The organism is Pseudomonas sp. GT1P32, from assembly GCF_054897805.1.
On sequence record NZ_CM142704.1, the window covers coordinates 3,560,951 to 3,581,974 of the forward strand.

Annotated in this window: 18 protein-coding genes, 1 other RNA gene and 2 pseudogenes; 14 read left to right on the forward strand and 7 right to left on the reverse strand. The window is 57.7% G+C overall.

Annotated elements, in window-relative coordinates; genetic code table 11:
- Positions 1–7 precede the first annotated feature (7 nt).
- The gene (locus ACYZUC_RS16400) at positions 8–1,411 is read right to left on the reverse strand and encodes a sodium-dependent transporter (RefSeq protein ID WP_461989314.1); all 1,404 of its coding nucleotides are present in this window, start codon (positions 1,409–1,411) and stop codon (positions 8–10) included.
- 118 nt (positions 1,412–1,529) lie between these two features.
- Here ACYZUC_RS16400 and smpB point away from each other — a divergent pair, with 118 nt between their 5' ends.
- On the forward strand, positions 1,530–2,012 hold the full coding sequence (gene smpB, locus ACYZUC_RS16405; RefSeq protein ID WP_008029800.1) for an SsrA-binding protein SmpB: 483 nt from the start codon (positions 1,530–1,532) through the stop codon (positions 2,010–2,012).
- 110 nt (positions 2,013–2,122) lie between these two features.
- On the opposite strand, the gene ACYZUC_RS16410 is transcribed toward smpB, so the two are convergent.
- Positions 2,123–2,890: a GntR family transcriptional regulator gene (locus tag ACYZUC_RS16410; RefSeq protein WP_008029801.1), complete on the reverse strand. Its 768-nt coding sequence runs from the start codon at positions 2,888–2,890 to the stop codon at positions 2,123–2,125.
- A 262-nt stretch (positions 2,891–3,152) separates the two neighbouring features.
- On the opposite strand from ACYZUC_RS16410, the gene ACYZUC_RS16415 reads away from it, so the two are divergent.
- The 9 genes and pseudogenes from ACYZUC_RS16415 to ACYZUC_RS16455 all read left to right on the forward strand — a co-directional run bounded on the left by ACYZUC_RS16415 (position 3,153) and on the right by ACYZUC_RS16455 (position 12,992).
- On the forward strand, positions 3,153–4,847 hold the full coding sequence (locus ACYZUC_RS16415; protein ID WP_461989315.1) for a lactate permease LctP family transporter: 1,695 nt from the start codon (positions 3,153–3,155) through the stop codon (positions 4,845–4,847).
- 151 nt (positions 4,848–4,998) lie between these two features.
- Positions 4,999–5,823 carry a (Fe-S)-binding protein gene (locus ACYZUC_RS16420; RefSeq protein WP_461989316.1) on the forward strand — a complete coding sequence of 275 codons (825 nt, stop codon included), beginning with the start codon at positions 4,999–5,001 and terminating at the stop codon, positions 5,821–5,823.
- The gene (locus ACYZUC_RS16425; protein ID WP_008029808.1) at positions 5,820–7,274 is read left to right on the forward strand and encodes a LutB/LldF family L-lactate oxidation iron-sulfur protein; all 1,455 of its coding nucleotides are present in this window, start codon (positions 5,820–5,822) and stop codon (positions 7,272–7,274) included. Before ACYZUC_RS16420 ends, ACYZUC_RS16425 begins: the two co-directional genes overlap by 4 nt.
- A complete protein-coding gene (locus ACYZUC_RS16430; protein ID WP_461989317.1) occupies positions 7,274–7,945 on the forward strand; it encodes a LutC/YkgG family protein in 672 nt (223 codons plus the stop codon). The genes ACYZUC_RS16425 and ACYZUC_RS16430 overlap by 1 nt, the downstream gene beginning before the upstream one ends.
- A pseudogene (locus ACYZUC_RS16435) lies at positions 7,942–10,746 on the forward strand (FAD-binding and (Fe-S)-binding domain-containing protein); the annotation flags it as partial. The gene ACYZUC_RS16430 and the pseudogene ACYZUC_RS16435, both read left to right, overlap by 4 nt.
- A 137-nt stretch (positions 10,747–10,883) precedes the next feature.
- Positions 10,884–11,156, forward strand: a complete 273-nt coding sequence (locus tag ACYZUC_RS16440) for a hypothetical protein (RefSeq protein ID WP_461989318.1) — start codon at positions 10,884–10,886, stop codon at positions 11,154–11,156.
- A 331-nt stretch (positions 11,157–11,487) separates the two neighbouring features.
- Positions 11,488–11,742: a hypothetical protein gene (locus ACYZUC_RS16445; protein ID WP_008029815.1), complete on the forward strand. Its 255-nt coding sequence runs from the start codon at positions 11,488–11,490 to the stop codon at positions 11,740–11,742.
- Between the two features lie 113 nt (positions 11,743–11,855).
- Positions 11,856–12,249: a transfer-messenger RNA gene (gene ssrA, locus ACYZUC_RS16450) on the forward strand.
- Positions 12,250–12,446: 197 nt separating this feature from the next.
- Positions 12,447–12,992 carry a hypothetical protein gene (locus tag ACYZUC_RS16455; protein WP_461989319.1) on the forward strand — a complete coding sequence of 182 codons (546 nt, stop codon included), beginning with the start codon at positions 12,447–12,449 and terminating at the stop codon, positions 12,990–12,992.
- Positions 12,993–13,127: 135 nt separating this feature from the next.
- On the opposite strand, the gene ACYZUC_RS16460 is transcribed toward ACYZUC_RS16455, so the two are convergent.
- Entirely contained in the window at positions 13,128–13,307 is a 180-nt protein-coding gene (locus tag ACYZUC_RS16460) for a hypothetical protein (protein ID WP_411736640.1), read from the reverse strand.
- 213 nt (positions 13,308–13,520) lie between these two features.
- On the opposite strand from ACYZUC_RS16460, the gene ACYZUC_RS16465 reads away from it, so the two are divergent.
- A complete protein-coding gene (locus ACYZUC_RS16465) occupies positions 13,521–14,927 on the forward strand; it encodes a DUF2252 domain-containing protein (RefSeq protein ID WP_461989320.1) in 1,407 nt (468 codons plus the stop codon).
- A 637-nt stretch (positions 14,928–15,564) separates the two neighbouring features.
- A complete protein-coding gene (locus ACYZUC_RS16470; protein ID WP_192227671.1) occupies positions 15,565–15,825 on the forward strand; it encodes a DUF6124 family protein in 261 nt (86 codons plus the stop codon).
- A 52-nt stretch (positions 15,826–15,877) separates the two neighbouring features.
- On the opposite strand, the gene ACYZUC_RS16475 is transcribed toward ACYZUC_RS16470, so the two are convergent.
- On the reverse strand, positions 15,878–16,720 hold the full coding sequence (locus tag ACYZUC_RS16475) for a phosphatase PAP2 family protein (protein WP_461989321.1): 843 nt from the start codon (positions 16,718–16,720) through the stop codon (positions 15,878–15,880).
- A gap of 8 nt (positions 16,721–16,728) precedes the next feature.
- Positions 16,729–17,400 carry a lipopolysaccharide core heptose(II)-phosphate phosphatase PmrG gene (gene pmrG / locus ACYZUC_RS16480; RefSeq protein WP_461989322.1) on the reverse strand — a complete coding sequence of 224 codons (672 nt, stop codon included), beginning with the start codon at positions 17,398–17,400 and terminating at the stop codon, positions 16,729–16,731.
- A gap of 393 nt (positions 17,401–17,793) precedes the next feature.
- Here pmrG and ACYZUC_RS16485 point away from each other — a divergent pair.
- Positions 17,794–18,720 (forward strand): annotated as a pseudogene (locus ACYZUC_RS16485) (methyl-accepting chemotaxis protein); the annotation flags it as partial.
- A gap of 144 nt (positions 18,721–18,864) precedes the next feature.
- Positions 18,865–19,578: a methyl-accepting chemotaxis protein gene (locus ACYZUC_RS16490; RefSeq protein WP_461996721.1), complete on the forward strand. Its 714-nt coding sequence runs from the start codon at positions 18,865–18,867 to the stop codon at positions 19,576–19,578.
- 97 nt (positions 19,579–19,675) lie between these two features.
- Here ACYZUC_RS16490 and ACYZUC_RS16495 read toward each other — a convergent pair whose 3' ends face one another.
- Together ACYZUC_RS16495 and ACYZUC_RS16500 are read right to left on the reverse strand one after the other, a co-directional pair.
- Positions 19,676–20,284 (reverse strand): hypothetical protein, encoded by a 609-nt coding sequence (locus tag ACYZUC_RS16495; protein WP_461989323.1) that lies wholly within the window; start codon positions 20,282–20,284, stop codon positions 19,676–19,678.
- Between the two features lie 504 nt (positions 20,285–20,788).
- A complete protein-coding gene (locus tag ACYZUC_RS16500) occupies positions 20,789–21,001 on the reverse strand; it encodes a FitA-like ribbon-helix-helix domain-containing protein (RefSeq protein ID WP_461989324.1) in 213 nt (70 codons plus the stop codon).
- Positions 21,002–21,024 lie beyond the last annotated feature (23 nt).

Genomic DNA, 21,024 nt, shown 5'->3' on the forward strand with positions numbered 1-21,024 from the left:
GTCAGCGTCACTTCCACAGCTGGGCGGCAAACACTACAAGAATGCCGATGGGCGCCACATAGCGCATCAAAAACAGGGACAGATTGAACAGCATGGGGCTGCGGATCGACAACTCGTCGCGCACCGCTTCACGCCCCATCACCCAGCCTGCAAACACCACGAAACACAAACCACCGAGTGGCAACATGATCCGCGAAGTAAAGAAATCGATCACGCCAAAGAAATCCAGACCGCCGGCCGCACCCCATTGATAGAGATGGAACATCCCGCCTTCGTTCACGAAAAATTTGGCTTCCTTCCAGATATTGAAGGAAAACACCGTGCCCAGACCGACGAACCAACAGGTGAACGCCAGCCAGAAAGTCACCCAAGCGCGGCTGACTTTAGTGCGTTCAACCAGGTAAGCCACCATCGGTTCGAGCAATGAAATCGCCGAACTCCAGGCTGCAATCGCAACCAGGACGAAGAACACTACCCCCATCAACTGGCCGAACGCTACGTTGCCAAAGGCAAATGGCAGGCTGACGAACATCAGGCCAGGGCCTTCGCTCGGGTTCAGGCCGGCGGCGAACACAATCGGAAACAATGCCAGGCCCGCGACCAGCGAAACAAAGGTATCGAGCAGCGCGACACCGACCACGGTGCCGGAGATCGACGAATGTTTCGGCATATAGGCGCCATAGATCATGATCGAACCAACGCCGACGCTCAGGAAAAAGAACGCGTGCCCCATGGCCGGCAGCAAGCCGTCGAGGACTTTTTCCGGATGGAAGTCGAACATGAAATGCACGCCCTCCATGAAATGGCCCGTGGTCATGCTGTAACCCAGCAGCACCAGAATCATCACAAACAGCAGCGGCATCATGATGCGCAGGCTGCGCTCAAGGCCGGCGACTACGCCCCTGGCGATGACGACGGCGGACAACAGCATAAAAATCGTGTGCCAAAGTGTCAGGCGCCATGGATCGGCGATCACCTTGCCAAAATACGCACCGACCTGATCCGGCGTTACCCCCTGAAAGTCGCCACGACCCATGTCGATGATGTAATCCAGCGACCAACCGCCGACGACACTATAGAAAGACAGGATCAGCAACGCCGTGATCATCCCGGCGAATGCGCCCCAGGACCACTTGCCCGAATGCCCGGCCTCCTGCGCCAGCACCTTCAAGGCATTGGCTGGACTTTGCCGGGCGCGCCGGCCGATCAGGGTTTCAGCCAGCATGACCGGTACGCCGATCAGTGCGATACAGGCCAGGAACATCAATACAAAGGCACCGCCGCCGTAGACCCCGACCATGTACGGGAACTTCCAGATGCTACCCAGGCCCACGGCCGAACCGGTCGCGGCGAGTATGAAGACCCAGCGGCTAGCCCAACTGCCGTGGACAGAAACCTTGTCTGTCGACATCGTTACCACGTCCAAGCATTGAAAAAAGAGGGCGCATTGTCCGGGATTCAATCAACCTGCTCAAGCACGCAGCATCACCGTAGCCGACTCGCGTGCAACTCCCTATAATGCCGCCCCTATGGCTAAACAGAAGAAACACCCAACAGGGACCATCGCGCAGAATAAAAAGGCGCGACACGATTACTTCATCGAACATCGGTTCGAGGCTGGTCTGGTCCTGGCCGGCTGGGAAGTAAAAAGTCTGCGGGCAAGCAAGCTGCAACTGGTCGACAGTTACGTGCTGCTCAAGGATGGCGAAGCCTGGCTGCTCGGCAGCCACATTACGCCCCTGACGACCGCCAGCACGCACGTCATCGCCGATCCGACGCGCACCCGCAAATTGCTGCTCAACCGCCGCGAGCTGGAAAAGCTGGCCGCCGCCGTGCAGCAAAAGGGTTACGCCTGCGTGTGCCTGTCCTGGTACTGGAGCAAGCACATGGTCAAGTGCGAGATCGCTCTGGGCAAGGGCAAGAAGGAATACGACAAGCGTGATACCGAACGCGAACGCGACGCCGGTCGCGAGTTGCAGCGAGCGGTGCGCAACAAGGGCAAGGAAGAGTAATTTTTCGCCTTGAGGCCCTCTTCGCGGGCAAGCCTCGCTCCTACACGTTACCCTGTAGGAGCGAGGCTTGCCCGCGAATGCAATCGCACGAACGATACAAAACTAACTGACTACATCCCCTTGCGCCGCTCCGCCCGGGCCATGCGCTGCACTTCCTGACGCACCTCTTCCAGCACTTCCTGTACATACAGAATGTGTCGACTGGAAACTTCCCGCGCCTGCTCCGCCCTTCCCTCGATAATCGCCATGTACAACTCCCGATGCTGCGTGATCAGCATGTCGCGGGTTTCCGTGCGCTGTTTGTACATGCCGCCAATGTTGGTCACCACGTTGCGCTTGAGCAGATCGAACAGCCCGCGAATGGTGTGCAGCAACACCGCGTTGTGACTGGCTTCGGCGATTGCCAGGTGAAACTTCGCGTCCGCCGCCCCCTCTTCCGCCCGACTCACTTCATCGTGACGGGTGTAGCAGTCCTGCAATTCATTGAAGGCCGCGGTCAGCCGCTCGCGATCGACATCTGTCGCCCGCATTGCTGCGTAATAGGCGCAGGACGCTTCCAGGGTATGGCGAAACTCCAGCAGATCGCGCTGGGCCTCGGGGTTGCTTTCAAGCAGATGAAGCAGCGGATCACTGAAGGTCGTGCCCAGTGACTCCACCACATAGTTGCCGCCACCCTGGCGGCTGACCAGCAAGCCCTTGGCCGCCAGCTTCTGAATCGCTTCGCGCAACGAAGGGCGTGACACGCCGAACTGCTCGGCCAATGCGCGCTCGGCCGGCAAGCGCTCACCGGCCTTCAGCGTGCCCTCGAGGATCATCCCCTCGAGCTGCTCGACAATATCGTCAGACAAACGGCGCTGACGAATTTGATCAAACCCCATAACTCAATTCTCCACGATCCCGACGACTCGCCGGGCTCTCTATTCTGGCCTATCGGCGCTTTGCCAGCACCTACCAGACGGCATTTGTACGACCGGCTCAAACAGGCGCCATAGCGCTTGTTCGACAAAAGTTTTAGGGCGGCAAATTGACACGCCGCCTACAAGGCTTTTACCCTAGCGAACAGCGATTGTAAATTGGTATTACCAATTACCCAAGAACGCTGATCAGTGCCTGACCAACAACAATTAGGGGCCACCCCATATGCAAACCTGGCAACAGCTCTATACCCCGCTCGGCAGCCTCGGCTTTTCCGCGCTCGCAGCCGTTATCCCCATCGTGTTTTTCTTTCTGGCGTTGGCCGTGTTCCGACTCAAAGGGCACGTGGCCGGCAGCATCACGCTGGCCTTGTCCATTGCGGTGGCCATCTTCGCGTTCCAGATGCCGGTCGATATGGCATTCGCCGCCGCCGGGTATGGCTTCGCCTACGGCCTGTGGCCGATTGCGTGGATCATCGTCGCCGCCGTGTTCCTCTACAAACTGACGGTCAAGAGTGGTCAGTTCGAAGTGATTCGCAGCTCCGTCCTGTCGATCACCGACGACCAGCGTTTGCAGGTGCTGCTGATCGGTTTCTGCTTCGGTGCATTCCTTGAAGGCGCAGCCGGTTTCGGCGCACCGGTAGCGATTACCGCCGCCCTCCTTGTCGGGCTCGGCTTCAACCCGCTGTACGCCGCAGGCCTGTGCCTGATCGCCAACACCGCGCCAGTGGCCTTCGGCGCCTTGGGGATTCCGATCATCGTCGCCGGGCAAGTGACCGGTATCGACGCGTTCAAGATCGGCGCCATGACCGGCCGCCAACTGCCGTTGCTGTCGCTGTTCGTGCCGTTCTGGCTGGTGTTCATGATGGACGGCCTGCGCGGCGTGCGGGAAACCTGGCCAGCAGCGCTGGTGGCCGGATTGAGCTTCGCCGTCACCCAATACTTCACGTCGAACTTCATCGGCCCGGAACTGCCAGACATCACCTCGGCCCTGGCCAGCCTGATTTCCCTGACGCTGTTCCTGAAAGTCTGGCAACCGAAACGCGCCGCAGGCCAACACATTGCTGGCGCCGTCTCAGCCTCCGTTGTGACTGCCAGCGCCGGCGGTTTCGGCCAGCCGCGCACAACCGTGGCCTCGCCTTACAGCCTCGGTGAAATTTTCAAAGCCTGGTCGCCGTTCCTGATCCTCACCGTGCTGGTCACCATCTGGACCCTGAAGCCGTTCAAGGCGATGTTCGCCGCCGGTGGCTCGATGTACAGCTGGGTGTTTAACTTCGCCATTCCGCACCTGGACCAAATGGTGATCAAGGTCGCACCGATCGTGACCGCTCCGACCGCCATCCCGGCCGTGTTCAAACTCGATCCGATTTCCGCGACCGGCACGGCGATTTTCTTCTCCGCGCTGATCTCGATGCTGGTGTTGAAGATCAACGTAAAAACTGGTCTGACCACTTTGAGAGAGACATTCTACGAGCTGCGCTGGCCGATCCTGTCCATCGGCATGGTGCTGGCGTTTGCCTTCGTCACCAACTACTCGGGCATGTCGTCGACCATGGCGCTGGTATTGGCAGGCACTGGCGCGGCGTTCCCGTTCTTCTCGCCGTTCCTCGGCTGGCTGGGTGTGTTCCTGACCGGTTCCGATACCTCGTCCAACGCGCTGTTCAGCTCGTTGCAAGCGACCACCGCGCACCAGATTGGTGTGAACGATGTGTTGTTGGTCGCGGCAAACACCAGCGGCGGCGTGACGGGCAAGATGATCTCGCCACAATCGATCGCCGTGGCCTGCGCCGCGACCGGTCTGGTCGGCAAGGAATCGGACCTGTTCCGTTTCACCCTCAAGCACAGCCTGTTCTTCGCAACCATCGTCGGCCTGATCACCTTGGCTCAGGCCTACTGGTTCACCGGCATGCTGGTGCACTAAGTACTACAAGAAAAAACGCAAAAACCGACGCCGGACCACGATTCCGGCGTCAGCTATTCACAACCCGGTCTGTAAGGCTGCTGAAAGAATCTCTCTCTATATTCAGCAGCCTCAGCGGACGGATAACCGGGACCACCCGGAGACACGCCTGATGAGCGAGCTTTTTTACAACGCCGTGCCGAACGCGACCCGCGTTGCCCCGCCACTGCCCGAGCCTCGGCAATACCCCAGCGAAAAACCGTCACGGGTCTACCTGTTCGGGACCTGCGTGGTTGATCTGTTCTACCCCGAAGCCGGGATGGATGCGATTCACCTGCTGGAACGCGAAGGCATTCGTGTCGAGTACCCGCAAGGGCAAAGCTGCTGCGGGCAACCGGCCTACACCTCCGGTTACACCGACCAGGCCCGGACCGTGGCGCGCGCGCAACTGGCGCTGTTCGCTGGAGATTATCCGGTGGTGGTGCCGTCGGGATCGTGCGCCGGCATGCTGCGCGAGCACTATGCCGACTTGTTCAAGGACGAGCCGCAAACGTTGAAACAGGTTCAGGCCCTGGCGGCCCGGACGTATGAGCTGGCCGAGTTTCTGTTGTTTGTCTGCAAGGTGCAGCTCAAGGACAGCGGCGAACCGGTCAAAGTGGCATTGCACACATCGTGTTCGGCACGTCGTGAGATGAACACCCACTTGCACGGCCGCGAGTTGTTGGCGCAGTTGGGGAATGTGGAGCGAGTCGAGCACAGCCATGAAAGTGAATGCTGTGGCTTCGGTGGGACTTTCAGCGTCCGTATGCCAGACATTTCCGGCGCGATGGTGGCTGACAAGACCCGGTCGTTGAAGGAATCCGGTGCGCACAAGGTACTCAGTGCCGATTGCGGTTGCTTGATGAACATCAACGGCTCGCTGGAGAAACAGAAGGAAGCGTTGCGCGGTCAACACCTGGCCAGTTTCCTTTGGCAGCGCACCGGAGGTGTTCAATGAACGCTTCCGCGATTATTCCTACGGTTGCCGTAGAAGAAGATTTCCGCACCCGTGCGCACAAGGCGTTGGGTGACAAGCAACTGCGAAACAACTTTCGCACTGCGATGGATTCTCTGATGACAAAACGGGCAGCGTCCTTCAGCGATGCCCATGAAAGAGAACATTTGCGAGCGCTGGGCAATGCTGTCCGCGCCCGTGCGTTATCGAAGCTGCCCGACCTGCTCGAGCAACTTGAACAGAACCTGACCCGCAACGGTGTGACAGTGCACTGGGCGGAAACGGTGGACGAAGCCAATGGCATCGTCCTCTCGATCATCCGCGCTCACGAGGGGCGGCAAGTGATCAAGGGCAAATCGATGGTCAGCGAAGAAATGGAGATGAACCATTTCCTCGCTGAACGGGGCATTGAATGCCTGGAATCGGACATGGGCGAGTACATCGTCCAGCTCGACCACGAGAAGCCTTCACACATTATTATGCCGGCGATCCACAAGAATGCCGGTCAGGTCGCGTCCTTGTTCCATGACAAACTTGGCGTGGAATACACCAAGGACGTTGACCAACTCATTCAGATCGGTCGCAAAGTCTTGCGGCAGAAATTCTTCGAAGCGGACATCGGCGTCTCCGGCGTCAACTTCGCCGTGGCCGAAACCGGCACCTTGCTGCTGGTGGAAAACGAAGGCAACGGGCGCATGACCACCACGGTGCCGCCGGTACACATCGCGGTCACCGGCATCGAAAAAGTCGTGGAAAACCTGCGTGACGTGGTGCCACTGGTGTCACTGTTGACCCGCTCGGCCCTCGGCCAGCCGATCACCACCTACGTCAACATGATCTCCGGCCCACGCAAGGCCGATGAACTCGATGGCCCACAGGAAGTGCACCTTGTGCTGCTGGACAACGGTCGCAGCCAAGCCTTTGCCGACAGTGAATTGCGCCAGACCCTGAACTGTATTCGCTGCGGCGCCTGTATGAATCATTGCCCGGTCTACACTCGAATCGGCGGCCACGCCTATGGGGAGGTTTACCCTGGGCCTATCGGAAAAATCATCACGCCGCACATGGTCGGCCTGGCGAATGTCCCGGATCATCCGAGTGCGTCATCGCTGTGTGGTGCTTGCGGCGAAGTCTGTCCGGTAAAAATTCCTATCCCTTCCTTACTGCGTCGCCTGCGGGAAGAGAACGTCAAAGCCCCGGACAGCCCGCATCAAGTGATGCGCGGCCAGGGCAGCAAGTATTCGCGCAAGGAGCGTTTTATCTGGAATGCCTGGGCGAAGCTCAACAGCTCGCCGACGCTGTATCGACTGTTCGGCTTTGTCGCCACGCGTCTGCGTGCCCTCGCACCGAGCAACGTCGGCCCATGGACGCAAAACCACAGCGCCCCGAAACCGGCTGCCCGCTCACTGCACGACATGGCCCGCGAGCATCTGGCCAAACAGGGAGACCGCTGATGAGCGCCAAGCAAAATATCCTCGCCAAGTTACGGAAAAGTCTGACCGGCACCACGCCCGTGCCTGACGAGTTCGACGTCGAACTGGTGACAGCGCCGTACACCTACGCCCCCGAACAACGCATTCCACAGCTGCGCAAACTGATGGAAGCGGTGCACACGGAAATCCATCTAACGTCCGGCGAAGCCTGGCCTTCGCTGCTTGCCCAGTTGCTGCGGGATCGTCAGCTGCCGAGCCTGTTGATCGCGCCGACGACGCCGCACGGTCAACGTGTCACTCAGCACTGGGCGAACAATCCTGGCTTGCCGACGCTACAGGCCTACGACCGCCCGGTGGAAGAATGGAAAGCCGAGCTGTTCAACGATACACCGGCCAGCCTCACCACCACCCTCGGCGCAATCGCCGCCACAGGTAGTCTGATTCTCTGGCCGACGCGGGAAGAACCACGCTTGATGAGCCTGGTACCACCCGTACATTTCGCCCTGCTCAAGGCCAGTGAAATCCGCGACAACTTCTATCAGGTGCAGCAGGAGTTCAACTGGGCTCACGGCATGCCGACCAACGCGCTGTTGGTGTCCGGCCCGTCGAAAACGGCCGACATCGAACAAGTCCTGGCTTACGGTGCCCACGGCCCGAAAGACCTGGTGGTTTTGATCCTGGAGGACCAATGACTCTACCGGCGACTTTCCTGCGAGATGCGCAGCAACTGATACCTCAAGAACGACGGTTCGACGACCCGCTGTCGACATTGGCGTTCGGCACCGATGCCAGTTTCTACCGGTTGATTCCGCAACTGGTGATCCGCGTCGAGTCTGAAGATGAAGTGGTGGCGCTGCTGAAACTGGCGCAACGGGATCAGGTTCCGGTGACCTTCCGCGCCGCCGGCACCAGCCTGTCCGGCCAGGCCATCAGCGATTCGGTGCTGATCGTGCTTGGGGATAACTGGAATGGACGCGAGATCCGCGGCCACGGCACGCAAATCCGCCTGCAGCCGGGCGTCATTGGCGCGCAGGCCAACGCGTGGCTAGCGCCATTCGGACGCAAGATCGGTCCCGACCCGGCCTCGATCAACGCCTGTAAAATCGGCGGTATCGTCGCCAATAACGCCAGCGGCATGTGCTGCGGCACGGCGCAAAATACCTATCACACGCTGGCCGGTATTCGCCTGGTACTCGCCGACGGCAGCCGTCTCGACACCGAAGATGCGGCGAGCGTAGCGGCGTTTCGTGAGAGCCACGCAGCGTTGCTTGACCGTTTAGCGACACTGGGCCGCGAGACCCGCGCCAATTCCGAATTAGCCGCAAAAATCCGCCACAAATACCGTCTGAAAAATACCACCGGCCTGTCACTCAATGCCCTGGTGGATTACGACGAGCCTGTGGATATCTTGAGCCACTTGCTGGTGGGTTCCGAAGGCACGCTGGGGTTCATCAGCGCCGTGACCTACGACACGGTGATCGACCACCCGAACAAGGCGTCGGCGCTGATCGTGTTCCCGGATGTGGAGACCTGCTGCAACGCCGTCACCGTGCTGAAAAGCCAACCGGTGTCGGCCGTGGAACTGCTCGACCGTCGCAGTCTGCGTTCAGTGCAGAACAAACCCGGCATGCCGGATTTCGTACAGCATCTGTCGAACAATGCCTGCGCGCTGCTGATCGAATCCCGCGCCGCGTCGTCGACTTTGCTGCACGAGCAACTGGCGCAAATCATGGCGTCGCTGACTTCGTTTCCAGTGGAAAAACAGGTCGACTTCACCGAAGACCCAATCGAGAACGCCCGTCTCTGGGCCATTCGCAAGGACACCTTTCCCGCCGTCGGCGCGGTGCGCAAAACCGGCACCACGGTGATCATCGAAGACGTAACCTTCCCGGTGGAACAACTGGCCATCGGCGTGAATCGTCTGATCGAGTTGTTCGACAAGCATCACTACGACGAAGCGATCCTTTTCGGACACGCGCTGGAAGGTAATCTGCACTTCGTCTTCACCCAAGGCTTCAACAACCCGGAAGAAGTCGCACGCTACCAGGCGTTCATGGACGACGTGGCGCAGTTGGTCGCGGTGGAGTTCGGCGGTTCGCTGAAAGCCGAGCATGGCACCGGTCGCAACATGGCGCCGTTCGTGGAGCTGGAATGGGGCAGCGATGCCTACCAGTTGATGTGGCAGCTCAAACGCTTGCTCGACCCCAACGGCATTCTCAATCCGGACGTTGTGCTCAGTGACGATCCGCAGATCCATCTCAAGCATCTGAAACCGCTGCCTGCCGCCGACGAGATTGTGGATAAGTGCATCGAGTGCGGTTTTTGTGAGCCGGTCTGCCCGTCGAAAGGCCTGACCCTGAGCCCGCGCCAGCGCATCGTGATCTGGCGAGATATTCAGGCAAAAAAACGCGCCGGTGTGGACACCACGAAACTCGAAGCCGCTTACGAATACCAGGGCATCGACACCTGCGCCGCCACCGGACTGTGCGCACAACGTTGCCCTGTAGGAATCAACACTGGCGAGCTGGTGAAAAAGCTTCGCAGCCGTAAGGCGACACATACGAAAACCGCCAATTGGCTCGAAGGCAATTTCGCTACCGCGCTGCAAGGCGCCCGTTTCACCCTGCATGTGGCCAATGGCGCGCGGATGCTGCTGGGGGCGCCACGTCTGGCGAAGCTTTCGGCAACGCTGACGAAGTTATCCAAAGGCCAGGTCCCGCAATGGACCAACGCCATGCCGCAGCCAGAAAAAGCCATTCGCTTCAGCCCGATCGTGTCGGACGAGCGCCCTCGCGTGGTGTACCTGGCGGCTTGCGTCTCGCGGGTCATGGGCCCGGCGGCCGGTGATAAAGAGCAAATGTCGCTGTACGACAAAACCCGTGGTCTGCTGGAAAAAGCCGGTTACCAGGTAGTCTTTCCGGACAACCAGGACAGTCTCTGCTGCGGCCAGCCGTTTGCCTCCAAGGGCTACGCCGAACAGGCCGAACACAAGCGCCAGGAACTGATTGGCGCACTACTGCACGCCAGCCGTGGCGGGCTCGACCCGATCTACTGCGACACCAGCCCCTGCACCTTGCGACTGGTTCAGGACCTGGGAGAGGTTCGACTGGACCTGTACGACCCGGTGCGTTTCATCCGTACGCATTTGATGGATCGTCTCGACTTCACACCGCAGGAAGCGCCCATCGCCGTGCACGTCACGTGCAGCACTCAGCACCTCGGGGAAAGCCAGGCGCTGATTGATCTGGCGCGCAAGTGCAGCAAAAACGTGGTCATTCCCGAAGGTATTCACTGCTGTGGATTTGCCGGTGACAAGGGCTTCACCACACCGGAGCTGAACGCCCATTCGCTGCGTACGCTCAAGGACGCGGTGCAACAGTGCAGCGAGGGGATTTCGACCAGCCGCACCTGTGAGATCGGTCTGACGCAACATGGCGGAATCGACTACCACGGGCTGGTCTATCTGGTGGATCGGGTCACACAGCCGAGGGGCTGTCTGAAGAAAAATAGAACCCTGACGCAGTGTCGTAGTCCACAGATTAAGCCCGGATATTGCCGGGCTTTACCCAAACTCGGCAGCCCGTCCTGATGGCCAGCAAATGCCTGGACCCTCAGTTCAAGGAGATACTCATGAAACGTTCTGTACTGTTAGGTCTGTTCGTTACTGTCTCGCTGATGGCGTCCACCTCGTTTGCCGCTGAAGACCTCTGCGCGGTCAACATTAAAACCATCGAAAATGCCAGGGCACAGACTCCTCCAGAAATGTCTGATCAGGTAATGGACAGCGTCAAGCAAGCCAAAGCCGACCAGGCAAAAGGCACCAAGGAAGGGACTGATGATTGCATCGCCGAGACAGAACAAACTATCCAGGAAATCAAGAACGCGAACAAAGGCGGGAAGTAAGCCGGCACACTGCCAACCTTCGGGTGGGCTTTCCTGGCGTTAAACTCGCAGGCTTGTTGCTCATCAAGATTCACAGAGCAACAGGCCAGGGAGCGCTCAGGATGGCTCCACCCAATGCGAAACAAACCAAAACCCGCCAACTGCGGGTTTTGTTGCTTCTGGGGTTTGGTCCTGCATGGACCTTTTTTCCATAGCCTTCGGGTGAAAAACGAATTCTTGCGCAGCGTCGTAGTCTTTTAGGTAGGGCCGATCAATCGTGGCTTGTTTTTCGACCTCGGCCGAGCCCCCGCCCCTATGGCAGCACCGAGACTACCCGTACAAGGAAATACCCATGAAACGTACCGCGATCGCTGGTTTGCTCATGTCTGCTGCACTGTTGGCTTCTCCCGTATTTGCAGCGGACAACGACCTGTGTACAAGCAAGCTGCAACAGCTCAAAGCCAAAGTGAATGCACTGCCGGCGAGCGCCGACAACACCACAATGGAGATCAAAAGACTGCTGGCCAGCGCCGAAGCTTCAAAAGCTGCCGGGGACGACAAAAAATGCGTCACCGAGGCCACCCAGGGATTGTCGCTGGCAAACTGAGCAAAGATCCCAACCCATGATCACTCGCGCCAAGCATCGGGTGGCCTTCTGAGCCACGTTGGCGTACACTGCGCAGGCTTGCTGTTCACTTTGATTCACAGAGCAACAGGCACGGGGCCGTTTAGGATTCGACGCCGGTCGCGAAACTTTAGGTGCATGCCGAGTTGGTAACAGAACTCGTAAATCCACTGTTGCAACTTCTTATAGTTGCCAATGACGAAACCTACGGGGAATACGCTCTCGCTGCGTAAGCAGCCTTAGCCCTTCCCTCCTGGTACCTTCGGGTCCAGCAATCATCAGGGGATGTCTGTAAACCCAAAGTGATTGTCATATAGAACAGAATCGCCGTGCAGTACGTTGTGGACGAAGCGGCTAAAACTTACACAACTCGCCCAAAGCACCCTGCCCGTCGGGTCGCTGCGGGTTAACTTAATAGACACGGCTACGCATGTAGTACCGACAGCGGAGTACTGGCGGACGGGGGTTCAAATCCCCCCGGCTCCACCAAATAAGCTAGAAAAAAAGGCACTTAGCGATTATCGCAAGTGCCTTTTTTGTGCCTGAACGATTGACGTCGGTTCATTGATAGCTACCGCGCCGCTTGACGAAATCAATGGCTTCGCCTCAGGATTGCGCCAATTGCCATCATATCGCTACCATTCTCTGTTTAGCGCCAACCCAATCGTTCCGGATATGGACATTCAATGAAAAATCCAAAGCATTTGCTCTCCCTTTCATGCCTCCTGGCCGTGTCACTTCTGAGCGGTTGTGCTGCGTCGGTAAAAAGTGGCGGCGGTGAAACACTGGCGATTCAGGAGTCGGCGAAGCAAAACCTGGTGGTCAATTTCAAAGGGAACAGCAAGGTCCAGCAGAATGAAGACTGGCCCCTTTTGCAGCGTGACTGGAATGAGGCCCTGCAAGCAGAAGCCGCCCGTGCCGGCTACGGCCTTACAGAGGCTCAGACGTTGAGTTCGGGCACCAAGGATGGCGTCGGCATCACCATCAACGTGAGCAACTTCCGCTACTTGACGCCAGGGGCACGTGTTGCCGCTGGCATTATGGTGGGCAACGCCTGGGTCAATTCCAGCGCCGACTTTTCTGACTTGAAATCGGGGAGCCTGATCGGCACCCGGACCTACGACACGTCATCGTCGGCATGGGAAGGCGTGATGTCGGCCATGACCAAAAAACAGGTCCAGGCGATTGCGCAGCAAATCATCAGCGACATCAAGAGCGCGAAGGCCAAGTAATCTGGCTCGTAGAGGTTCTTGCTGCGCAGAATGAACAAAGCCGTGAAGCGTCGAGAAATCGAAGCTTCACGGCCTTTTTTTGCCTGGATTTTTTATCCGGGATCACTTTCCAAGAGATGTTTTTTCAACGAACCATCAAGGTTGAACACCTTTGATTTTTTCCAGTCGCAGTGGGTAACCCGAGGCTGGCTGAACCACTGTCTCGCTTTCAACGGTTTGAATCACACGACCGTCAGCGTCCTTGGTAACGGCGATCGTCTTGCTATAGGTGCTTTGCACCACACAACCGCTCAACACGAACACGGCACCCAAGATCAAAGAGCACTGGATAATCTTCACGCGGGAGTTCCTTCTCTTGAAAAAAAGAACAGGCACTTTAGGGACCATTACTGCCCGCTTCAACATCAAAATGACATCAACTAACTTGAAGCAGTGCTTTAAGCATTTTTCTCTACACTCATCCCATCAAAGACAAATCGTTCGGATACCAAAACCTGACCTTTCATCACTTTTATCTACCGAGCCCACATGACCACCCTCAAAGACCGCTTGAAGCAAGGCAAGGACGCTCGAAAAAACTGCCCTCGCAGTGATCAAGCGGCCACCGGAAAAACCAGTCGTGACCCGCTGCCACTGATCAAGCGCTCCAGCGAGGGCCGGGTCAATTCTCTGGTCGAGTTGCGCTACGGGCGCATGCTGGTGTCGCCGTTCACCTTTTATCGCGGTAATGCGCTGTTGCAGGCTCACGACCTGGCCAGCACGGCGAACATGGGCTTGGTGTCGACGATCTGTGGTGACAGTCACTTGATGAACTTCGGCGGTTTCGCCACGCCGGAACGCAACCTGCTGTTCAGCGTCAATGACTTCGATGAGGTCCATCCCGGCCCTTGGGAATGGGATGTCAAACGTCTGGTGGCGAGTTTCATGGTGGCCGCCCGTGACCTGCGCCATGGCGAAACCGTGGAAGAAAACGTCTGCCGCGAAGTGGTCGCCGCGTATCAGCAAACGATGCTCGAATGCGCGGAGCAAAGCGCGTTGGAGAACTGGTACGAGTCCATCAGTTACGAAGACCTGCGGCAACAGGCGAGTAAAGCCACGCTGGAACACGTGGAGCGCGCCATCGCCAAAGCCGAACGCCGTACCCATGCTGAACTGTTGCCGAAAATCAGTGAACGTGACGCCGCAGGCCGTCTGATCATTCGCGATGACCTGCCGGAAATTTTCCATCTGCACAAAAACACCACGTTGCTGGATGCCGACGATGACTGGCTGCGGCTCGCGGACTGGCGACCGCTCTACGAGACGTTCATGAGTGAATATCGGACGACCCTGCAAGCTGACCGGCGCGGGCTGCTGTCGCGCTTCAATGTTCAGGACCTGGCGTTCAAAGTAGTCGGTGTCGGCAGTGTCGGCACGCGCTGCCTGGTGGCGCTGCTGACTGACGAGCAAGAGTTCCCGTTGTTCCTGCAATTCAAGGAAGCACGGCAGTCGGTGCTCGCCGATTACGTGAAGGCCAAGTCTCGCGTGCGGCATAACGGTCAGCGCGTGGTCGATGGTCAACGGCTGATGCAGTCCGCCAGTGATCTGTTCCTTGGCTGGACCACCGGCCCCAACGGTCGTCATTTTTACGTGCGTCAGTTGCGCGACATGAAAATCTCCGCCGAACTGGAAACCTTCGACGCCGAAGCCTTTGCCGCCTACGGCCGAATCTGCGGCCGCGCCCTCGCCCGTGCACATGCCAAATCGTCCGGGCATGCCGCGCAGATCAGTGGTTATATCGGCAAAAGCGATGCGCTCGCCGATGCACTGTTCAAGTATGCGAAAACCTATACCGAACAGAATGACCGCGACTTCGAACGCTTCCAGCAAGCGTGTCGCAAGGGGCGTTTGCGGGCGCGCTCGGAGGCAGACTTTGCGGCCGATCATTTGCCGTAAGCCCCGACTTTGCCGCGGCGCAGATGAATTTTTCTTCACCCCATCGCGCCCCGGCAACCGGTACATTGCGCTCGCTCATTCAAGAAACTACGGTTTGCCCGCCCTCCCGCGGGCTTTTTTTTTGGGTTCTTCACGGATTACCGGGAAAGACGCTCTTGGTCTTCATGAAAAAGAATTCGCTGTCCCGGTAGCCGTACGCCATCCGCTTGATGACTTTGCTCACGGATTGCGCGTACGACCGCAGTCTCCTGTAGGAGCGAGCCCGCTCGCGATGGCGGCTTCACTGTCGATAAAAATGTCGTCGTCATTGCAGGACATCTCCTACCAAAAACGAAGAAAACGCCCACAGATTTTTAAGGTTGTTGCTCGGAAGCGGGCTCTTTAGTCTTTGCTTGTCACTGAAAACTCAGTGATCGGGTGTGAGAACCCGGCAATTCATAGTCATCCAGTGCCAGCAACTGCATAATTGCCGCCAGCTTAATCCGCTGTCTACAAATGCGTTATGGCGGCTGTGTGCGGGCAGACTTCGGTCTGGCCGGGTTGCCTATGACCCGTTTTCTCACCTCGCACATAGCTGCCACCTCTTCACCGTGTGAGAAACGGAAAGCGGTGGTTCCAACGTCATAGGTGAACCGCCTTGGATAAATTAATCCCCGATCCCCCCACCAACAAACCCTATCGCCCCAGCCCCTTTTTCACGATTCTCCCCGACATCGGCACTGAAAACCTCCTCGCCCATGCCTGCGAGTCATTGGCATCCGCCAGCGTCATGACCAGCGATTTAGCCACCTACCTCGACGGTTCACAGCGCAACACCGCGCTGGCCATTGCGCAGATCATCATGCTGGCGGAGCTGGCAGTGAACCAGGCACTGGATAACGTTGATCCGCAGGAGTAGGCAGGCATACCGCGTCATCGTTAATCGCGAGCAGGCTCGCTCCCACAAGGGTTCATTGTTGCTCACGGATTGCGCGCACGACCGCAGTCTCCTGTAGGAGCAAGCTTGCTCGCGATGACGGCACGTCAGTCAATAGAGATTTTTCCAGAGACGCTCGCCCATAAAACGCCAACGCTGTCAGCAAACACGCCAGCCACACGAAGATCCCGGCCCAAAACGTGTGGGACATGTAGTGCCAGCCTTGCAGAACCCGCGTTGTGCCGTAGACAAAACCGAGCAGCAGCGAGCCGTACATCAGCGCTTTCGAATAGCGCCAGCGGTAGCGGCGCGCGACGAAGTACAGCGCAAGCATGGTGAAACCGCCCGAAGCATGCCCGCCCGGCCAGCAGCGCCCTTCACCGGCTTCCCTGAACAGTTGGAAGTTTTCGTACCACTCCATGTGGGCAATTTTCCCGCCATACAGGGTCGTTTCAATTGGGCAGTAGACGCTGGTGTGCGCCTTGAGGAAATGGATCACCCCGGTGCAAATGGCAAACGCGAACACTACAAACAGAAAATCCCGACGATGGTCATAGGCAAACTTCAGCACCGGAGCGGCTTTGCTCCGCTCCAGGAATCGGCCAAGACGCGGACGCTTTTGCGGGTTGATCAGGGGCCAGACAAACGACAGCATCGCGCCGATCAAGGCAATTTCAGCAGTCCAGTTCGGAATGATGCGCGCCCATTTATGGGTGAGTTTCTCAAAGAAGTGAACCTGGTCGAGCGGGAAGGTCTGGGTCAGCGGATCAAAAAAAAGATTGCTGAACGCGATGTCGATTTTGGTCATGTCGAACATCAGAAAAACGACGGCCGCGCAGGCCAGAGGAATGCCGAAGTTGAAATAGTAAAAACGCATGGGATTACTCATTGGCTGGTCACCGAGCGCCAGTCGGAAGCTTCGATGTAACCAAGCATTCGCGGCGCCTGTAGTGATTCGGCGGAGATAAACAAGGAGGCGCCATAGCCAAGAGTGGCCGTCGGAAGCTTGAGGGCTTTTTCGATCTGCGCCATGCATTCACTGTGGGTCACCAGAATCAGATTACGCCCTGGCACTTTGTGCGCCAGCGCGTCACGCAGCATAGTGCCCTTGCAATTGATCAACCACTCCTCATTGGTACTGACCTTGTTGAACATGTAGGCGGCCGTCTGTGCGGTCCGCATCATCGGGCTGTTGTAAATGTCAGCCTTGCCCAGGCCGAGGCTTTCGAATTGCGCACCGACACTCACGGCGACGCTGCGCGAACGATCCGTGATGCCATCATTGCCCGTCAGGCACTCGGCCGTCGAGTGATCGCAGCGCTCGACATGGCGCACCAGCACAATCATGTCGCCCTTGGCCCAACCGGACAACAACGCCTGGGCGCCCTCGACATTGCCATGGGCCAGGTCCGGAACGGCGGCAGGCCGCAACAGCCAGACGGTCAACGGGATCACCAGCAGCGCCGAGGCGAGTACCACTACGGTGTTTCGATAGCGGGTAAAACGGCTCAGATCAATCGAGCGTTTGATCCCGAACAGACTCAGTCTCAATTCCACATCAGGCCGCCTCACCGGCATGCATCACTTACATTCGATGCCGTGAGGGTAGAGAGGCTCGCGTCGGCAGTCGGTGAAACCCATGTGAAAAAAAGCTTAAGCCCCCTGCAAAAACTCTTGTTACAGAACCGTCTGACAAAATCCTTTCAGCTCTAGTGATTGCTGCCGATACAGACCTGCTACACACCCTTGGCTACCAAAAACAACAATCTTCCAGCCAACCGACGACCAAAAGCGCAACGTTCCTGGAGGAATTTGATGAATAGCTGGTTCGGCAACATCAGCGTGAACATGAAACTGGGCCTGGGGTTTGGCCTGGTCCTGGCACTGACCTGCGTCCTCGCCCTGACCGGCTGGACGAGCCTGGGCAGCCTGATTGACCGCAGCAACTGGATGAGCGACATCACCCAGCTCAATGCCGGCCTGACCAAGCTGCGTGTGGTTCGCTTGCAATACATGCTGGCCAACGGCGATGAAACCACCGCGCAGAACGTCCAGACCACCCTGGAGGCGTTTGCCGCTCAGCAACAAGCGCTGCTGGTGAAATTCAAGAGCCCGGAAAACCTCAAGCTGCTCAAAGAGCAAGGTACGCAAATTGACGCGTACAAAACGTCCCTGAACAAAATGCGCAGCGCCTACCGCGCCGGCAACAGCGCGCGCGACGCCATGGGCACCAACGCGGAAAATGCGAATTCGCTGATCAACGCCATCAGTACCCGCGTACAACAAATGCCGTTGAGCGATCAGCGCTTCGAACAATTCCAGGCCATCACCGCCGCCAAGGAAGCGTTCATGCTGGCCCGCTACGAAGTGCGCGGTTATACCGCGACCACCAACGCCGAGACCGAGCAGAAAGCCGTCGGCCAACTGGACGCGGCCATCGCCAGCCTGAAACAACTCAATGTGCAATTCGCCGACACTATGCTGGACGAGTTGCGCCAACTGGAAACCGCGTTGGGCAACTACCGCAGCGCCTTGCAGGCCTATAAGGCCGCGAGCAACGATGCCGTGCAGGCGCGCAAGGAAATGACCGATCAGGGCGCCGCCATCGTCACCCTGAGTGATCAGCTCTATCAGATCCAGCTCGACCGCCGCGACGCTGAAAGCGCCCAGGCTCGCACCCTGCAACTGATCAGCACTTTGCTGGCGCTGCTGGTCGGGATCATTGCCGCCGTCATCATCACCCGTCAGATCACCCGCCCGCTGCGCGACACACTTGCAGTGGTCGAGCGCATCGCCGGCGGCGACCTGTCCCAGGACGTCAAAGTGACGCGCCGCGATGAACTCGGCGTGTTGCAGCAAGGCATTGCGCGCATGGGCGTGACCCTGCGTGACCTGATCAGCGGTATCCGCGACGGCGTTACTCAGATCGCCAGCGCCGCCGAAGAGTTGTCCGCCGTAACCGGGCAGACCAGCGCCGGCGTTAACAGCCAGAAGATCGAGACCGATCAGGTGGCCACTGCCATGCACGAGATGACCGCCACCGTGCAGGAAGTCGCGCGCAATGCCGAGGAAGCGTCACAAGCAGCGGCCGCCGCCGACGGCGAAGCCCGCGAAGGCGACAAAGTGGTCAACGAAGCCATTGCCCAGATCGAGCGCCTGGCCAGCGAAGTGGTGCGTTCCACCGAAGCCATGAGCGTGCTGCAACACGAAAGCGACAAGATCGGCAGCGTCATGGACGTGATCAAAGCCGTGGCCGAACAGACCAACCTGCTGGCGCTCAACGCCGCCATTGAAGCGGCGCGTGCCGGTGAAGCCGGTCGTGGTTTTGCCGTGGTGGCCGACGAAGTCCGCGGCCTGGCCCAGCGCACGCAGAAATCCACCGAGGAAATCGAAGGCCTGGTGGCCGGTTTGCAGAACGGCACGCAACAAGTGTCCGCCGTGATGAACAACAGCCGCGCCCTCACCGACAGCAGCGTCACCCTGACCCGCAAGGCCGGCGTGTCACTGGAAAACATCACCCGCACGGTGTCCAACATCCAGTCGATGAACCAGCAGATCGCTGCCGCCGCCGAACAGCAAAGCGCCGTGGCCGAAGAGATCAGCCGCAGCATCATCAACGTACGCGACGTGTCCGAACAGACCGCCGCTGCCAGCGACGAGACGGCCAAGTCCAGTGTTGAACTGGCGCGGTTGGGGAATCAGTTGCAGATGATGGTGAGTCACTTCAGGGTTTGACTGTACTAAAACACGTCAACAAAGAATTTGACGTGTTTCATGAAGGAGGCTCGCATTACTGCGAGCCTCCTGATTACCTGTCTCGGCATGATAATGTTCAAGGAACAATAAAATTCCGCTGATTCGCCCAACCAGACGTCACACCGTTTTTGGTCTGATTAGCAGTCATAGGAAAATTGCCTGACCACAGTGGTTTCGTCACCTGGATATCAACAGTGCCATCCGCTCTCACCGTGCCCTCGCCATGAACATGCACCCCCGAACCGGCTTCATACAATCTGATTATGGCACCTGGAAAACCGGCGGCCTTAATCACCGGCGTCGTTGAATAGACGGGTCCGGAGCCGCTTAAAAAATACGGACGATCAATTCCCATTACTTTGTCGCCAGACCAAGCCCACTTACTCCAAAACGGCCAACTGTAATACTCGAGCTTGAAGTAAAAGCCTGCTCCTGGCTGAATAAGTTCTTTTGAAACGGTGAAACGGACGTAGTTTGAAGTAGTTTTATAATTAGATTTTAAAAGCATGCTTTTGGCATCATGAATTTCTATATTCCATTCGGAAAGGGGAGTTATGTTAGTTTCTGCTCGGATCAAAAAACCGGGAACAATGTACTCTCCGACTGCAGGTTCCGTGATAGTTGGGGCAGTAACCAGAGATTCAATTGGTGTTCCTTCTTTGGCTGTAACAGCTTCATCTATCATGATCCAGTACTCCTTCACCGGTCGCGATTGTCGCTTCCTTTGGCTCTCCTTTTAATATCCGTTCCGCACAATAACTAGCTGTAACAAATGACAGTTGCGACGAACGGTTTCCCGTTTCAGCGAATACTGGCTTGTGTAGAAACATTACATGCCGAAGCTACTGGGCATCCCACGGAATAAACACCCCAATCCCTTTTTTCTGGCTGCAACAATGCGCCCAACATGTTCGAGCAAACCGCCGCCCGCGACGAAACTGCCAAGTCCAGTGTTGAACAGGGTGGTTGGGGAATCATTTGCAGATGATGGTGAGTCACTTCAGGGTTTGACGTTCACGTTGCGGTGAAGCAAAGGCCCATTCGCGGGCAAGCCTCGCTCCTACAGGATTGATGTCGTTCGGAAAATCATCTGAACGACATCAATCCTGTAGGAGCGAGGCTTGCCCGCGAATGCAATTGAACTGACTACGGTTACCTGGGATCGGCCTCTAGCCTCACATTCACCGCCTTAACGCAGAGGTAGATCTAACTCGATACCGCCACTCTCTCTGAATCGATTATTGATTCGAGTCCCCAAACCGCAGGTACGACCATTCGGGTCGAGCGCTTTCCTCAAGATGAAGAGAGCCTCTTCTTCAACTGAACGGCAATTACGCTCTGCCGCGATTCGCAATTGCTCGTAGATCTGCTGATCAAGATTGCCAATGGTAATGCTGGCCATAAGCGCCTCTTGTGCTCGTCGAA

What these genes read in the sequence shown, in the direction of transcription:
- ACYZUC_RS16475 (WP_461989321.1), bottom strand. Translation starts at nt 16,720, where the DNA reads ATGCGTTTTTACTATTTCAACTTCGGCATTCCTCTGGCCTGCGCGGCC.
- ACYZUC_RS16495 (WP_461989323.1), bottom strand. Translation starts at nt 20,284, where the DNA reads ATGATAGATGAAGCTGTTACAGCCAAAGAAGGAACACCAATTGAATCT.
- ACYZUC_RS16400 (WP_461989314.1), bottom strand. Translation starts at nt 1,411, where the DNA reads ATGTCGACAGACAAGGTTTCTGTCCACGGCAGTTGGGCTAGCCGCTGG.
- ACYZUC_RS16465 (WP_461989320.1), top strand. Translation starts at nt 13,521, where the DNA reads ATGACCACCCTCAAAGACCGCTTGAAGCAAGGCAAGGACGCTCGAAAA.
- ACYZUC_RS16430 (WP_461989317.1), top strand. Translation starts at nt 7,274, where the DNA reads ATGAGCGCCAAGCAAAATATCCTCGCCAAGTTACGGAAAAGTCTGACC.
- ACYZUC_RS16420 (WP_461989316.1), top strand. Translation starts at nt 4,999, where the DNA reads ATGAGCGAGCTTTTTTACAACGCCGTGCCGAACGCGACCCGCGTTGCC.
- ACYZUC_RS16455 (WP_461989319.1), top strand. Translation starts at nt 12,447, where the DNA reads ATGAAAAATCCAAAGCATTTGCTCTCCCTTTCATGCCTCCTGGCCGTG.
- ACYZUC_RS16500 (WP_461989324.1), bottom strand. Translation starts at nt 21,001, where the DNA reads ATGGCCAGCATTACCATTGGCAATCTTGATCAGCAGATCTACGAGCAA.
- ACYZUC_RS16440 (WP_461989318.1), top strand. Translation starts at nt 10,884, where the DNA reads ATGAAACGTTCTGTACTGTTAGGTCTGTTCGTTACTGTCTCGCTGATG.
- ACYZUC_RS16445 (WP_008029815.1), top strand. Translation starts at nt 11,488, where the DNA reads ATGAAACGTACCGCGATCGCTGGTTTGCTCATGTCTGCTGCACTGTTG.
- ACYZUC_RS16415 (WP_461989315.1), top strand. Translation starts at nt 3,153, where the DNA reads ATGCAAACCTGGCAACAGCTCTATACCCCGCTCGGCAGCCTCGGCTTT.
- ACYZUC_RS16490 (WP_461996721.1), top strand. Translation starts at nt 18,865, where the DNA reads ATGCACGAGATGACCGCCACCGTGCAGGAAGTCGCGCGCAATGCCGAG.
- ACYZUC_RS16425 (WP_008029808.1), top strand. Translation starts at nt 5,820, where the DNA reads ATGAACGCTTCCGCGATTATTCCTACGGTTGCCGTAGAAGAAGATTTC.
- ACYZUC_RS16410 (WP_008029801.1), bottom strand. Translation starts at nt 2,890, where the DNA reads ATGGGGTTTGATCAAATTCGTCAGCGCCGTTTGTCTGACGATATTGTC.
- smpB (WP_008029800.1), top strand. Translation starts at nt 1,530, where the DNA reads ATGGCTAAACAGAAGAAACACCCAACAGGGACCATCGCGCAGAATAAA.